11 protein-coding genes, 1 tRNA gene and 1 rRNA gene are annotated in these 15,319 nt (G+C 44.9%); 4 read left to right on the plus strand and 9 right to left on the minus strand.

What is annotated here, in order from left to right; genetic code table 11:
* Nucleotides 1-3: 3 nt before the first annotated feature.
* From OCV50_RS12475 to OCV50_RS12505, 7 genes are all read right to left on the minus strand, one after another.
* A 16S ribosomal RNA gene (locus tag OCV50_RS12475) occupies nt 4-1,556 on the minus strand.
* A 539-nt stretch (nt 1,557-2,095) separates the two neighbouring features.
* A complete protein-coding gene (locus tag OCV50_RS12480; protein ID WP_239841766.1) occupies nt 2,096-3,349 on the minus strand; it encodes an HD-GYP domain-containing protein in 1,254 nt (417 codons plus the stop codon).
* An 81-nt stretch (nt 3,350-3,430) separates the two neighbouring features.
* Nucleotides 3,431-3,838 carry a VOC family protein gene (locus OCV50_RS12485; RefSeq protein WP_239841768.1) on the minus strand — a complete coding sequence of 136 codons (408 nt, stop codon included), beginning with the start codon at nt 3,836-3,838 and terminating at the stop codon, nt 3,431-3,433.
* Between the two features lie 100 nt (nt 3,839-3,938).
* Nucleotides 3,939-4,901: a sensor domain-containing diguanylate cyclase gene (locus tag OCV50_RS12490; RefSeq protein ID WP_261903183.1), complete on the minus strand. Its 963-nt coding sequence runs from the start codon at nt 4,899-4,901 to the stop codon at nt 3,939-3,941.
* The gene (locus tag OCV50_RS12495; RefSeq protein ID WP_239841772.1) at nt 4,901-5,878 is read right to left on the minus strand and encodes a response regulator; all 978 of its coding nucleotides are present in this window, start codon (nt 5,876-5,878) and stop codon (nt 4,901-4,903) included. The genes OCV50_RS12490 and OCV50_RS12495 overlap by 1 nt, the downstream gene beginning before the upstream one ends.
* 370 nt (nt 5,879-6,248) lie before the next feature.
* Nucleotides 6,249-6,590, minus strand: a complete 342-nt coding sequence (locus OCV50_RS12500; protein WP_239841773.1) for a hypothetical protein — start codon at nt 6,588-6,590, stop codon at nt 6,249-6,251.
* Between the two features lie 506 nt (nt 6,591-7,096).
* Nucleotides 7,097-7,181: transfer RNA gene (locus OCV50_RS12505), tRNA-Leu, on the minus strand.
* A gap of 193 nt (nt 7,182-7,374) precedes the next feature.
* Here OCV50_RS12505 and OCV50_RS12510 point away from each other — a divergent pair.
* Nucleotides 7,375-7,851 carry an RDD family protein gene (locus OCV50_RS12510; RefSeq protein ID WP_261903184.1) on the plus strand — a complete coding sequence of 159 codons (477 nt, stop codon included), beginning with the start codon at nt 7,375-7,377 and terminating at the stop codon, nt 7,849-7,851.
* 61 nt (nt 7,852-7,912) lie between these two features.
* On the opposite strand, the gene lptG is transcribed toward OCV50_RS12510, so the two are convergent.
* Nucleotides 7,913-8,983: an LPS export ABC transporter permease LptG gene (lptG, locus tag OCV50_RS12515; RefSeq protein ID WP_239841776.1), complete on the minus strand. Its 1,071-nt coding sequence runs from the start codon at nt 8,981-8,983 to the stop codon at nt 7,913-7,915.
* A gap of 3 nt (nt 8,984-8,986) precedes the next feature.
* Complete coding sequence (gene lptF, locus OCV50_RS12520; protein WP_239841779.1) at nt 8,987-10,087, minus strand: LPS export ABC transporter permease LptF; 1,101 nt, start codon at nt 10,085-10,087, stop codon at nt 8,987-8,989.
* A 191-nt stretch (nt 10,088-10,278) separates the two neighbouring features.
* Here lptF and pepA point away from each other — a divergent pair, with 191 nt between their 5' ends.
* From pepA to OCV50_RS12535, 3 genes are all read left to right on the plus strand, one after another.
* Nucleotides 10,279-11,787, plus strand: a complete 1,509-nt coding sequence (gene pepA / locus OCV50_RS12525) for a leucyl aminopeptidase (RefSeq protein WP_239841780.1) — start codon at nt 10,279-10,281, stop codon at nt 11,785-11,787.
* 88 nt (nt 11,788-11,875) lie between these two features.
* Nucleotides 11,876-12,325 carry a DNA polymerase III subunit chi gene (locus OCV50_RS12530; RefSeq protein WP_150869324.1) on the plus strand — a complete coding sequence of 150 codons (450 nt, stop codon included), beginning with the start codon at nt 11,876-11,878 and terminating at the stop codon, nt 12,323-12,325.
* Nucleotides 12,326-12,427: 102 nt separating this feature from the next.
* On the plus strand, nt 12,428-15,301 hold the full coding sequence (locus OCV50_RS12535) for a valine--tRNA ligase (protein WP_239841787.1): 2,874 nt from the start codon (nt 12,428-12,430) through the stop codon (nt 15,299-15,301).
* Nucleotides 15,302-15,319 lie beyond the last annotated feature (18 nt).

Genomic DNA, 15,319 nt, shown 5'->3' on the forward strand with positions numbered 1-15,319 from the left:
GTATAAGGAGGTGATCCAGCCCCAGGTTCCCCTAGGGCTACCTTGTTACGACTTCACCCCAGTCATGAACCACAAAGTGGTGAGCGTCCTCCCGAAGGTTAAACTACCCACTTCTTTTGCAGCCCACTCCCATGGTGTGACGGGCGGTGTGTACAAGGCCCGGGAACGTATTCACCGTAGCATTCTGATCTACGATTACTAGCGATTCCGACTTCATGGAGTCGAGTTGCAGACTCCAATCCGGACTACGACGCACTTTTTGGGATTCGCTCACTCTCGCGAGTTGGCCGCCCTCTGTATGCGCCATTGTAGCACGTGTGTAGCCCTACTCGTAAGGGCCATGATGACTTGACGTCGTCCCCACCTTCCTCCGGTTTATCACCGGCAGTCTCCCTGGAGTTCCCGACATTACTCGCTGGCAAACAAGGATAAGGGTTGCGCTCGTTGCGGGACTTAACCCAACATTTCACAACACGAGCTGACGACAGCCATGCAGCACCTGTCTCAGAGTTCCCGAAGGCACCAAAGCATCTCTGCTAAGTTCTCTGGATGTCAAGAGTAGGTAAGGTTCTTCGCGTTGCATCGAATTAAACCACATGCTCCACCGCTTGTGCGGGCCCCCGTCAATTCATTTGAGTTTTAATCTTGCGACCGTACTCCCCAGGCGGTCTACTTAACGCGTTAGCTCCGAAAGCCACGGCTCAAGGCCACAACCTCCAAGTAGACATCGTTTACGGCGTGGACTACCAGGGTATCTAATCCTGTTTGCTCCCCACGCTTTCGCATCTGAGTGTCAGTATCTGTCCAGGGGGCCGCCTTCGCCACTGGTATTCCTTCAGATCTCTACGCATTTCACCGCTACACCTGAAATTCTACCCCCCTCTACAGTACTCTAGTTTGCCAGTTTCAAATGCAGTTCCGAGGTTGAGCCCCGGGCTTTCACATCTGACTTAACAAACCACCTGCATGCGCTTTACGCCCAGTAATTCCGATTAACGCTCGCACCCTCCGTATTACCGCGGCTGCTGGCACGGAGTTAGCCGGTGCTTCTTCTGCAGCTAACGTCAAGAGATGCCGCTATTAACGACACCCCCTTCCTCACTGCTGAAAGTACTTTACAACCCGAAGGCCTTCTTCATACACGCGGCATGGCTGCATCAGGCTTGCGCCCATTGTGCAATATTCCCCACTGCTGCCTCCCGTAGGAGTCTGGACCGTGTCTCAGTTCCAGTGTGGCTGATCATCCTCTCAGACCAGCTAGGGATCGTCGCCTTGGTGAGCCATTACCTCACCAACTAGCTAATCCCACCTAGGCATATCTTGACGCGAGAGGCCCGAAGGTCCCCCTCTTTGGCCCGTAGGCATTATGCGGTATTAGCCATCGTTTCCAATGGTTATCCCCCACATCAAGGCAATTTCCTAGGCATTACTCACCCGTCCGCCGCTCGACGCCGTTATCGTTCCCCGAAGGTTCAGATAACTCGTTTCCGCTCGACTTGCATGTGTTAGGCCTGCCGCCAGCGTTCAATCTGAGCCATGATCAAACTCTTCAATTTAAGATTTTGTCGACTCAATGAATACTGATTACATTACATAGTAATGTTGAATTGACTGTGCCGAATCTTACGATTCGAATTGGTCACTCAGTTCATTGAAATCAATTTGTTACCGAAGTAACTGTCATTACCGAAATAACAACGTTTTGATATTCATCAACGAGTGCCCACACAGATTGATAGGTTTAAATTGTTAAAGAGCTTTTCTTCGTTGTGACTTACATCACTTCGGAAGTGGCGGCCATTCTAGCGACTTAATTCTAAGTGTCAAACACTTTTTGAAAATTAATTTCTACTTTCTAAAAGTAGAAGCGCAATATCGCTTTAAGCTAGTTGCCGAACTAACATTCTTCGCTGAAGCCTTGTGGCGTCTGCCGTGTCAGTGAGGCGGCATTATAGAGATGCTCCTCACATTGGCAAGCTTTAATTGAAAATAAATAGAGAAATAAGTGTTAAGCGAGCAAATATCGCCCAAAGCCTTATTTGTACAAAAATATACGCATTTTTATACAAAATACCCACAAGCACCTGTGGATAAATCAGCTAGTGCTATCAAAAAAGTAAGTAATCCTAGCCCTTGGGTTTAAGTATTCTTGCACCTGCTGTGGCAACTTACTTGGATGAACTGCGCTCTCAATCTTTATCCCCTTACTTGCTAGGTCGATGATCGGGGCTTGAGTGCTAGGCACGCTCGGGTCATAGATCAAAACATTTGGGTAAAGGATATGTTCCGCATTCACTGAGATAACAATGCCAATAGATTCATTGGACAACTGAACCACCGTTCCTGGCGGATACACTCCCATAAGCTTCACCAAGTGATTCAAATTTTCATGACTATAAAGATGTTTGCAACTCTTATATAGATGAGACAATGCTAGATAAGGGATTTTCTGCTCAGCAGCCACTCTATTATGACATAGGGAATCAAAAGCATTCGCGACCGCAACCACTTTGGCAAACTCATCTATTTCATGTTCTTTCAAGCCTTCTGGATACCCTGAGCCATCATTCATTTCATGATGCTGAGCAATAACTTTATGAACGCTCTCAGGCATGCCCTCTATCGCACCTACTATATCTACACCATATTTAGTATGTAGCTTAAGGTAATTCGCTTCTGGGACTGTTAATGGAGTCTGCTTGCGAAGAATAGCCACCGGAATTTTCACTTTTCCGATGTCATGGAAAAGAGCACCCAATGCCAACTCTTTTAGTTGATCGCTATCGTAACCCTTCGCTTTACCGATCAATAGAGCAATAACCGAAACATTGAGTGAATGAAAATAGAGATCTTCAAACTCACCTTGGCCCGTCATTAAATGCAGTGAGACATTATCATCACTTAAAAACTTGTCGACGATGTCATCAACTAAAGACTTCACTTCTTCTGCTGCGTCTAAAGGACGGTTTCTTATCTTAGTCATGATGGCGCGCATGCGTGCAAGAGAGCGTTCAAACTCTTTTTCACAATGACTAACTTTTCGGCGGTATGAGCTCAGCGTTTCGATTCGCTCACGTTTATGCTTCCACATAGCCTCTGTTTCTAATGAGACATCTGACGCTTCATCTAGAGGTTCTAACGCTGCTTGCTCAACGGGTAGAGGTGCTGTATCGCTTTGACTAGGGTTTATATAGACGTGCTTGATACCGAGATGACGGATAACTCGAACTTGTTCTTCATCTTTGATTTTAAAGCTATTAAATAAAAATGGGTGTTCATTCCACTTAACCGGTAATCGTATATGTAGGCCCGGTTGAATACGGTCCACTGTAATTTTTATGCTGCCCATTTTATATATAACTTTGATTATAAAACTCTATTTATAATTCTAATCAAATGAGGCAGCAATTTCATTATGCAACTTTGCGCATCAGTTCATTGAGTCGCAATGTATCATCCAACGCATACCAAACTTATCTTCGACTTTACCAAAGCGAGCTCCCCAGAATGTATCAGCCAGGGGCATCATCACTCTTCCCCCCTGTTCTAACCTTTCGAATATTTGCTCTTGCGTTGCTATATCTTCTGTAACCAATGATAAAGCGAGATTGTTACCTTGAAGCTCTTTTGCGTGAACACCATCTGACATCATAAGCTTCATACCAAAGGCTTCAAATTCAGCGTGCATAACCCAATCAGGTTCAGCCCCTTCAACCACTTGTGGCGCGTCTTTAAAATGTTGTTTAGAAAGAATGACGCCACCAAAACATTTTCTATAAAACTCTAAAGCTTCGTCGCAACGTCCATCAAAAAAAAGGTAAGGGGTCAGTTTCAGCATAGATATCTCCTTGTTGTCTATTTAAAACATAGACAACAGAAGATAAATTGAAAGGTAATCTTATGATTTATTTGAGATAAAATTTCTATAGCTTAAAACACTAGTCAAATGGAAACAGTGACGTTTGATTACGCCCCGATTGTTTCGACTGGTAAAGTGCTTTGTCTGCAGATTCCAGCCACTCCAAATGACTCGCGATACAAGGTGATAATTCACATACTCCTAAGCTAATCGTAAAATTAATAGGACCCGAGGAGGTATCAACGCCGTACTCTTCCACTCTTTTACGTAACCGTTCAGCAAAGTAATGCGCTTGATCTGCTGTTGTTCCAGGTAACAATACCGTGAACTCTTCACCTCCGTAACGGCCACAGAGATCAGAGTTCCTTGCTGTTTTCTTAAGTAGGCGAGCAGTTTGTCGGATGACTTCGTCACCCGCTCCATGACCATAGGTATCATTCACTTTCTTGAAATGGTCAATATCAAAGATCACTAACGTCGATGGCTGGGTTAATAGCTTTGCACTTTCGTATTCTTTAGATAAACACGATTCCCAATACGCTCGATTGAATAACCCCGTTAATCCATCTGTGCGGCTCATCGTCGAGAGTCGTTCATTTGAATCACGCAATTGCAGTTTGCTACTCGCGACATCCGACACATCTTGCACCATCACGCACACATGAGAAACGCGCCCATTTAACGATGTTAAAGGTGTCATCACTAAATTCTGGTACATGTTGATACGTTGATGTGACAACGGTGAATAGTTCTTAAAGTCGAAGATATGAGGTCTATCTTCCCAATTTGAAAAGATCCGACTTTTAAGTTCACTACAAGCGGCAATTTGAGCTTTAAGCCACTCTTCAGGAAGATTGGGGACGACATCAAATAGATTTTGATGCAGGATTTTATCGCCATTGATGCCACTGTAGCTCTGCATAAAACTATTCCACAGGCATACATTATGCTCTATATCTAACACCACTAGCCCAACATCAATGGTATCCATGACTTGCAAAGCCCAATGCAATTCATCCATTTCGAAGGTGATTTGGCTCATTACAACACCTCCATCAAACGGTATAGAGTCTCAACTGACTCACCATCTAGAAGCAATAACACTTCACACTCGAAATCTAGATTTTCAGCAAGATAGGTGAATTCGACAGTAAATGCGCTTTGCTCTACATGGTGGATGGATAAGAACTCATCTTGCTCATTTTTCGCCACTGTCACGGGTTGACGCAGCGAAAAATCAACGACTAACTGACTGGCTAGAGAATTCAAGTAGGTCGAAACCAACAAGTTGGCAATATTAAGTATCATCTCATTATGGTTCGACTCAGTAGTCGGAAAACCTAGAGCATGCCCTAATCCACCTATATCTTGTCCTCTCATGCAGACTAAGGACTCGCCATGAATACCATTACCAACAAACCGCTGAGTCACGGCGTGTACTGAATCTCTGTGCAAGGCATCAGCAATGATCATGTTCAACTCACTCGCTTCAACGATCCCTACATTCGGCACAGGTAGATCAATAAACTTACCAATACGGTCAGAAATCACCGCTGCGCCTCGCCCAAGCGCAATATTGGTGATCTCTCTAAATTTACTGATCGGATCGATATCGGGCTCTTGTTGAACAAAGTGCTGAGGTTGAACAGCGGAGGGATTTTTAAAAACGTAGCTTTGTATAAGGTGAGCGACTTCGTCTTGATTAAACGGCTTGGCAATAAACGCAGATGCGCCAAGCTCCATGCATCGTCTTTTGGCCTCTTGCTGAACATCACCAGAGATCACCACTACATCCGTGCTTATTGCGTAGTCTTGCAAATATTGAAGCACTTCGTAACCATCCATCTCAGGCATAGTGAGATCAAGAAACATCAAATCGATCTTGTTTTCAATAACAGTCGCAATTGCTTCACGCCCATTCGAACACAAAAAGGTTACAATGCCTAAAGCTGCAGGAGATATACAACGCTGAAGAGACTTTCTTGCTAGAGAGGAGTCGTCACAAATGACTATGTTCATACCAATACTCGATTTACGCGTAACATTGAGAGCCTTCAGCTGTACAAGACTCGCGATTAAATCTAACTGTTGTTCAAGACAATGCTAAAGTCGAATTCAAAAGTTGTTGTTTAAACAAACACTAAGACCTCGAGTATTATTTAAAACAATTATGACAGCACCATTATGATACAAAGGTGGAATGATACCAGTTTCACCCTCTCCCTTCTAAAGCGAACCTCTTAGTTTTCCCTCTCATTAATTACAAAACTATCACTAATAAGTAAGATCTTGCTTCCATTTATCAAATGAGGCAAAAATCCGCTGAGTCGATCTTTCTTGCAACAGAATTCAATCTCAGCGGAATTCCACTTTTCATCTTATGCTCAGATTAAAAAGCATATTTTTGTTTGATGGGTTCACAAACTAATTGGTATCTCGCATTGGCGGCTTCCACTCCAGCAAATTCAACCATTGCTTCTGAATACCCCATAGCGGTACCAAACTCTTCCATGATATACGGGTCTTCTTTGACGCTCTTCGTTCGCCCTTTTGATAGTTCAACAATGAACTTTGCGTAATCTTGATTCTTATCTAACCCTGCAGCCCAGCCAAAACAATGCGCTGCATCTTGCTTAGGGAATTCATTGAAATCTTCTCCCTTCACCTCTGCCATAGCTGTACCTGCGACCAATGCTGTAAGTAATGAAATTCCGGTAATTAATGTTCTCATTCTGTTTGCCTCAATATTTTGAATATGAAGCTATAGTAGCGCCCAAGATGTGAATTAAATCTGAACACATTTGTCATGTTTATACATTTGGGAATTTAAAATTCACAGACACCCAAAACGACGAAAGGCCGCTATAAAGCGACCTTTCTATATATGATACCGGTTAGGCGGACTGATTGGACAGGCATTCCTGCAGCTACAACGAAGGCAACGTTTCCCAGACTCCAGATACAACAAAGCCCCAACTTTCGTTGAGGCTCTGTCATTTAAATATGACACCGGTAGGCGACTTGGCTGGGCTTGCATCCAAGCCGACACGCTGGATTTCAAATTCACAAACGCCCAAAACGACGAAAGGCCGCTATAAAAGCGACCTTTCTATATATGGTACCGGTTAGGCGGACTGATTGGACAGGCATTCCTGCCGCTACAGCGAAAGGCAACGTTTCCCAGACTCCAGATACAACAAAGCCCCGACGTGAGTCGAGGCTTTATCATATTGAATATGGTACCGGTAGGCGGACTTGAACCGCCACGCCCGAAGGCAACGGATTTTGAATCCGTCGTGTATACCAATTTCACCATACCGGCATTATCTGGGGGCTATTGCCCTTTCGATGCTTGGCATTATACGTATGCTTATGAATGTCGCAAGTATAAAAACTTGAAATTCCGTGTGTTTGCCGATAATTTCGCCACTAAGTTATAAGCTGTGCGCAATGTCTCTTTCCACTTTTGAGCTTAGCCTATATTCTGACGCCAAATTTTTAAAAGAAGTATAGTCATGACCTCTACTAACACACTGCCACAAGCGGGCATGTTTCGCCGCTTAGGTGCTCTATTCTATGATGCGCTGATTGTCCTTGCTATTGAGATGATGGCCGGAGGCGTCGTTGTTGCTCTGCTCCATGCTCTTATGGCAACGGGACTGTTTAGCCATGCGGGTTATGCCGATGTGAGCGACTTTCTAACCAATCACCCAATTTGGAGCCCGGCTTACACTTTCTACCTTATCGTAGTTTGGTGCTACTTCTTTGTATTCTTCTGGACTCGCGCAGGACAAACTCTTGGAATGCGAGCTTGGAAGTTGCGTGTACAAAACAGTGACGGTTCTGCGATTAGCGTGACTCAAGCACTTATTCGATTAGGCACTTCTGGCTTTGGTTTGGCGAACTTATGTGTTCCGTTTGATCCTAAAAAACGTGGCTTCCATGATATCTGGGCGAAAACACAAGTTGTAGTATTGCCAAAGGCACAGTAGCAATTACACAAACTCATTTCAGAGACAAAAAAGGGAAGGCACTCGCCTTCCCTTTTTTCATCTATAACTTTCGCCTTAGCAGCATCACAGCAATACCAAAGAATACGATGCTTGGCGCCACCGCTCCAAACACAGGAGGTATCTGATAAACCAAGCTGACGGGTCCAAAGAACTCACTGGATATATAGAAGGTAAAGCCCGCAATTACACCCGACAAAATTCTCGCACCCATGGTTACACTTCGTAGTGGTCCAAAGATAAACGAGAGTGCCATCAACATCATAACGGCAATAGATAAAGGCTGGGTTACCTTACGCCAGAAAGCGAGCTCATAACGAGACGCATCTTGTTCAGAAGCTTGTAAATAAGAGACATAATCATATAAGCCACTTAACGAAAGCTCTTCTGGCTTCACAGTAACAATCGCCAGTTTGTCGGGAGCAAGTGAGGTTTGCCAAGAATAACTCGGTAAGCTCTCTTTGGTGATTTGAACATCGTCCTCGAATGATGTGATCTGCACATCGGACATTGTCCACGTATTGTTACCGTCGTAATCAACCTGCTCAGCGAAGATGGTCGACTGTAGCTGTTTGTCTTGGTCAAAGCGCCACATGTTCATACCATACAATCTTTCATCATCTACCTTGGCGATAAAGATAAAGTCGTTGGCATCTCGAGCCCATACACCACTGCGTGTCGAGACAATACTACCACCAGAGATAGAGATAGCTCTTAAGTCACGAGCCATTTTCTGCGCTTGTGGTGCACCCCATTGACCAAGCAAGGTTACGATGATCATCAGCGGTACTGCTGTTTTAAGTACCGATAAACCGATATCTAACTTAGAGAAGCCTGCAGCTTGCATAACCACCAGCTCAGAACTCGCTGCTAGCATGCCTAAACCGATCAACGCTCCCAACAGCGCCGCCATTGGGAAGAACATTTCGATATCACGAGGGATACTTAAAAGAACAAAGTATAAAGCCTGAAGTAAATCGTATGTACCGCGCCCTACTTTTCTTAACTGCTCTACGTATTTGATGATTCCAGAGAGACCAACAAATGTGACAAGCACCAAAGCAGTGGTAGAGATAATGGTTCTGCCAATATATAAATCGAGAATCTTAAACACGGCTTAGGCCAACCTTTTCTTCTTGAATTTTTCTTTCATGCGCCTTACTGGCACGCTATCCATAAAGTTTGCAGAGACCGCTACAATCAACAATAAGGCGTTGATTGGCCACATACCAATCGTGGCGGGGATACTGCCCTCTTCTATTGATGACTTAGTTGCACTGATCGCTAAGAAGTACGTTAGGTAGATCAGAATCGCAGGCCCCATTTTGGCGAAGCGACCTTGTCTTGGGTTAACCGCAGACAACGGCACAACCAACATGGTAAGCAGCGGAATACAGATCACCAAGGAGATACGCCACTGTAACTCTGCCTTAGCATTATTATCTGGATGATTAATAAGTTCCAAAGTTGGGATCGCTTCCCAGTCACGGCCTTTCTTCTTCACATCTCGCTGACCAATCAGACCTTCGTATTCATCAAAGTGCGTCATCATATAATCAACACGAGTTGGAACGCCCTCATAGCGAGTACCGTCATACATCGCGATCACTTGTCGTCCGTCACTCAGCTCTTTTACATCCCCTGACGACGAGAACATCACACTTGGTAAGATTGAATCGCGAGGCGTGAGCTGTGCAACGAAGACATTTTCAAGTTTATTGCCTTTTATGTCATCGATAAAGACAACCGAAGAACCGTCAGGTGTACTTTCAAATTTACCTTTAGGTAATAAGTCGACACTATTTTCAGCAGCCACTTGCTCATACAACTGTTCAACCTTGTCTTGCGACCATGGTGATAACCAAAGCGAGTTAAAAGCTGCAACACTGGCGGTAATCAAAGCTAAATAAAGAGCCGCCTGAATCAAAAATTTATTACCAATACCGGTGGCATTCATCACCACGATTTCACTTTCAGCGTACAAACGGCCAAACGTCAGCAAAATACCGATATAAATACTCAGCGGTAACATCAATAGCCCCATCGCTGGCATGTTCAGGCCAACAATCGATAAAATGAGACTTGCGGGAATATCACCGTCCGAGGCGTCAGCCAAAACACTGATAAACTTTTGGCTAAGAAATACAAGAAAAAGGACAAAAAAGATCGCAAATTGGCTCTTGATTGTCTCGCGGATCAAATATCTAACAATAATCACGCTGAAATTACCTATACAAAACTTGTTTTTTTGATTGAATCACTATAATTTCCCGTTGAACCTTTTATTTTTTAAATTTTTAGCTAAGTGTTAGCGCTCTTCTATAAGGTTAGTTCCATTGTAGGATCCAACAAGTAAGATCGCATTATCTAACATTTAGTTCTATTTGTCTTCAGGATGTAGGAGTACGCATGGAGTTCAGTGTAAAAAGTGGCAGTCCAGAGAAACAACGCAGCGCATGTATCGTTGTCGGTGTATTCGAACCACGCCGCCTTTCTCCTGTAGCCGAACAGCTAGATAAGATTAGCGATGGCTACATCAGTTCACTACTTCGCCGTGGTGACCTAGAAGGTAAACCAGGCCAGATGCTGCTACTGCATCAAGTACCAGGTGTACTTTCAGAACGAGTTCTATTAGTAGGCTGTGGTAAAGAGCGTGAACTTGGTGAGCGCCAATACAAAGAAATTATCCAAAAGACCATCAGCACGCTTAACGAAACCGGTTCTATGGAAGCCGTATGTTTCCTTACTGAGCTGCACGTTAAAGGTCGTGACACTTACTGGAAAGTTCGCCAAGCGGTTGAAGCGACTAAAGATGGCCTTTACACGTTCGATCAGTTCAAGAGCAATAAGCCAGAAACTCGCCGCCCACTGCGTAAGCTAGTATTCAACGTACCAACGCGTCGTGAACTAAGCCTAGGTGAGAAAGCAATCTCTCACGGTCTAGCAATTGCTTCTGGTGTAAAAGCATCGAAAGACCTTGGCAACATGCCACCAAACATTGCTAACCCTGCTTACCTTGCATCTCAAGCTCGTCGTCTTGCTGACGACTTCGACACCGTGACAACTAAAATCATTGGTGAAGAAGAGATGGAAAAACTGGGCATGACTTCTTACCTAGCGGTAGGTCGTGGTTCTAAAAACGAATCTATGATGTCTATCATGGAGTACAAAGGCGCACCAGATTCTGATGCAAAACCAATTGTACTTATCGGTAAGGGCCTAACGTTTGATTCAGGCGGTATCTCACTTAAACCTGGTGAAGGTATGGATGAGATGAAGTACGACATGTGTGGTGCTGCGTCTGTATTCGGTACAATGAAAGCACTGGCTAAATTGAACCTGCCAATCAACGTTGTTGGTATCCTTGCTGGTTGTGAAAACATGCCGGGCAGCAATGCTTACCGTCCAGGTGACATCCTAACAACCATGTCTGGTCAAACTGTTGAGGTATTAAATACCGACGCGGAAGGCCGTTTGGTTCTTTGTGATGCACTCACTTACGTTGAGCGTTTCGAACCAGATTGTGTGGTTGACGTTGCAACGCTAACAGGCGCATGTGTTATCGCTCTAGGTCACCACATCAGTGGCGTTCTATCGAACCACAACCCACTTTCTCACGAACTAGTTAACGCTTCTGAGCAAGCAAGTGACCGTGCATGGCGTCTACCAATGGCAGACGAGTACCATGAGCAACTAAACAGCCCGTTTGCTGACATGGCAAACATCGGTGGCCGTCCTGGCGGTACTATTACTGCTGGTTGTTTCTTGTCTAAGTTCACTAAGAAATACAACTGGGCACACATCGATATCGCAGGTACTGCGTGGAAGTCTGGTGCAGCGAAAGGCTCTACTGGTCGTCCAGTCTCAATGCTAGTCCAATTCTTATTGAACCGCAGCGGCCATGAGACTGAAGAGTAATCTTCAAAATAATAAAAAGGGCCTACGGGCCCTTTTTTAGTAATGATGGGAAATTTATCCCTCGCTTTTATCGAGTTTGGATAGCGTTATGCAGACAGCCACTTTTTACATCGTGTCGCCAGACAGCCCTCAAGCAGAACCACAAGGTTTTGCCGAGTACGTGCTGTTTCTCGCTCATCACTTTGCTAAGCAAGGCGCAAAACTCTACCTAAACTGTAACGACAAAACGCACGCCGAGAGCCTTGCAGAAATCTTCTGGCAAGTCGAACCCGAGCAGTTTATGGCGCACAACTTGGTTGGTGAAGGTCCAAAGTATGCCACTAATATTGAAATCGGTTACGAAGGCGTGAAGCCTAATTGGAACCGTCAACTGGTAATAAATGTGGCCGATAATCATACAACCTTTGCGAACGCCTTTGCTCAGGTGATAGACTTCGTGCCTTGCGAAGAAAAAGCGAAGCAACTCGCGCGCGAAAGGTATAAAATTTACCGTCAAGCTGGGTATCAATTACAAACGATTGAGATTCAGCATCCATAGTCAAACCTCATAGTTAAAGCTATCTTTGAATTAAGGTTCAAGAAGCTTCACTTATGAAGTTTGACCAAGATTAACCATTCACAGTATCCGTAAAAGAGCACTATGGAAAAGACATATAACCCAACATCAATCGAACAAGCCCTGTATCAGGCTTGGGAAGAGAAAGGCTACTTCAAGCCACACGGTGACACATCAAAAGAAGCTTACAGCATCATGATTCCGCCACCGAACGTCACTGGTAGCCTACACATGGGTCACGCGTTCCAAGACACTATCATGGATACTCTAATCCGTGCTGAGCGTATGAAGGGTAAAAACACCCTTTGGCAAGTGGGTACTGACCACGCTGGTATCGCAACTCAAATGGTTGTTGAGCGCAAGATTGCTGCAGAAGAAGGCAAAACTAAGCACGACTACGGCCGTGACGCTTTCATCGACAAAATCTGGGAATGGAAAAACGAATCTGGCGGCACAATTACTAAGCAGCTTCGTCGCCTTGGCGCATCTGTAGACTGGGACCGCGAGCGTTTCACAATGGATGACGGCCTATCAAACGCGGTTCAAGAAGTGTTTGTTCGTCTATACGAAGAAGACCTAATCTACCGTGGCAAACGTCTAGTAAACTGGGATCCAAAACTGCACACTGCAATTTCTGATCTTGAAGTTGAAAACAAAGACAAAAAAGGTCACATGTGGCACTTCCGCTACCCGCTAGCGAACGGCGTGAAGACCGCTGAAGGTAAAGACTACATTGTTGTTGCAACCACTCGTCCTGAGACAATGCTTGGTGATACTGGTGTTGCTGTAAACCCAGAAGATCCACGTTACAAAGATCTTATCGGTAAAGAGATCCTTCTTCCTATCGTTAACCGTCTGATCCCTATCGTAGGTGATGAGCACGCAGATATGGAAAAAGGCACAGGTTGTGTGAAGATCACACCTGCGCACGACTTTAACGACTACGAAGTTGGTAAGCGCAACAACCTACCAATGATTAACATCCTGACCTTCAACGCAGACATCCGTGATGCGGCTGAAGTCTTCACAACTAACGGTGAAGCGAGCGATGTTTACTCTACAGAACTGCCTGCTAAGTACCACGGCATGGAGCGTTTCGCTGCACGTAAAGCTATCGTTGCTGAATTTGAAGAGCTTGGTCTACTAGACGAAATCAAAGATCACGACCTAACCGTGCCTTACGGCGACCGTGGTGGTGTTGTTATCGAGCCAATGCTAACTGACCAATGGTACGTACGCGCTGCACCTCTTGCTGAGCCTGCTGTTAAAGCGGTTGAAGACGGTGAAATCCAGTTCGTACCTAAGCAATACGAAAACATGTACTTCTCTTGGATGCGTGACATTCAAGACTGGTGTATCTCTCGTCAGCTTTGGTGGGGTCACCGTATCCCAGCATGGTACGACAACGACGGCAATGTATACGTAGGCCGTACTGAAGAAGAAGTACGTGCAAACAACAACCTTGCACCTGTAGTCGTTCTTCGCCAAGACGACGATGTACTAGATACATGGTTCTCTTCTGCACTATGGACATTCGGTACTCAAGGCTGGCCTGAGCAAACTGAAGACCTGAAGACATTCCACCCTTCAGACGTTCTAGTAACGGGCTTCGACATCATCTTCTTCTGGGTTGCGCGTATGATCATGATGACCATGCACTTCAACAAAGATGAAAATGGTAAAGCACAAGTACCATTCAAGACAGTTTACGTTACCGGCCTAATCCGTGACGAAAACGGCGACAAGATGTCTAAGTCTAAAGGTAACGTTCTTGACCCTATCGATATGATCGATGGTATCGACCTTGAGTCTCTAGTAGAGAAGCGTTGTGGCAACATGATGCAGCCTCAACTAGCGAAGAAGATTGAGAAGAATACGCGTAAGACTTTCGAAAACGGTATCGAACCATACGGTACTGACGCACTGCGTTTCACTCTTGCTGCTATGGCCTCTACTGGCCGTGACATCAACTGGGACATGAAGCGTCTTGAAGGTTACCGTAACTTCTGTAACAAGCTATGGAACGCAAGCCGTTACGTACTGATGAATACAGAAGAGCACGATTGTGGCATGTCATTATCTGCTGAAGACCGTGCAAACATGGAATTCTCTCTAGCGGATAAGTGGATTGAATCTCAATTTGAACTAGCAGCGAAAGAGTTTAACGCTCATCTAGACAACTACCGTCTAGACATGGCAGCAAACACGCTTTACGAATTCATCTGGAACCAATTCTGTGACTGGTACCTAGAGCTAACTAAACCAGTTCTATGGAAAGGTACAGAAGCTCAGCAACAAGCGACTCGCTACATGCTGATCACTGTTCTAGAGAAGACACTACGTCTTGCTCACCCAGTGCTTCCTTACATCACTGAATCTATCTGGCAAAGCGTTAAGCCGCTAGTAGACGGTGTTGAAGGCGACACTATTATGACTCAAGCGCTTCCTCAGTTTAACGAAGAGAACTTCGACGCTGAGATCGTAGAAGACATCGAATGGGTTAAGACTTTCATCACGGCTATCCGTAACCTACGTGCAGAGTACGACATTGCACCAAGCAAAGGTCTAGAAGTGATGATCAAAGTTGCTAACGAGAAAGACGCGGCGCGTATCGAAGCAAACAAGGTGGTTCTGAACTCTCTTGCTAAGCTAGATAGCCTAACTGTTCTTGCTCAAGATGCTGAAACGCCTGCATGTGCGACTAAGCTAGTGGGTCAATCTGAGCTGATGATCCCTATGGCGGGTCTTATCGACAAAGATGCAGAACTTGCTCGTCTTGATAAAGAAGTGAAGAAAACGCACGGCGAAATCAAGCGTATCGAAGGCAAGCTAGGTAACGAAGGTTTCGTTGCTAAAGCACCTGAAGCGGTTATCGCGAAAGAGCGTGAGAAGCTAGTTGGCTACCAAGAAACACTAGCTAAGCTTGAAGAGCAGAAAGCGACTATCGCAGCACTGTAATTGGTTAATTAACTGACC

Source organism: Vibrio fortis, from assembly GCF_024347475.1.
Lineage (GTDB): Bacteria > Pseudomonadota > Gammaproteobacteria > Enterobacterales > Vibrionaceae > Vibrio > Vibrio fortis.

Bases quoted from the DNA above. Each gene is read 5' to 3' on its own strand.
- OCV50_RS12535 (WP_239841787.1), top strand. From the start codon at position 12,428: ATGGAAAAGACATATAACCCAACATCAATCGAACAAGCCCTGTATCAG.
- OCV50_RS12485 (WP_239841768.1), bottom strand. From the start codon at position 3,838: ATGCTGAAACTGACCCCTTACCTTTTTTTTGATGGACGTTGCGACGAA.
- OCV50_RS12510 (WP_261903184.1), top strand. From the start codon at position 7,375: ATGACCTCTACTAACACACTGCCACAAGCGGGCATGTTTCGCCGCTTA.
- OCV50_RS12480 (WP_239841766.1), bottom strand. From the start codon at position 3,349: ATGGGCAGCATAAAAATTACAGTGGACCGTATTCAACCGGGCCTACAT.
- OCV50_RS12530 (WP_150869324.1), top strand. From the start codon at position 11,876: ATGCAGACAGCCACTTTTTACATCGTGTCGCCAGACAGCCCTCAAGCA.
- OCV50_RS12495 (WP_239841772.1), bottom strand. From the start codon at position 5,878: ATGAACATAGTCATTTGTGACGACTCCTCTCTAGCAAGAAAGTCTCTT.
- OCV50_RS12500 (WP_239841773.1), bottom strand. From the start codon at position 6,590: ATGAGAACATTAATTACCGGAATTTCATTACTTACAGCATTGGTCGCA.
- pepA (WP_239841780.1), top strand. From the start codon at position 10,279: ATGGAGTTCAGTGTAAAAAGTGGCAGTCCAGAGAAACAACGCAGCGCA.
- OCV50_RS12490 (WP_261903183.1), bottom strand. From the start codon at position 4,901: ATGAGCCAAATCACCTTCGAAATGGATGAATTGCATTGGGCTTTGCAA.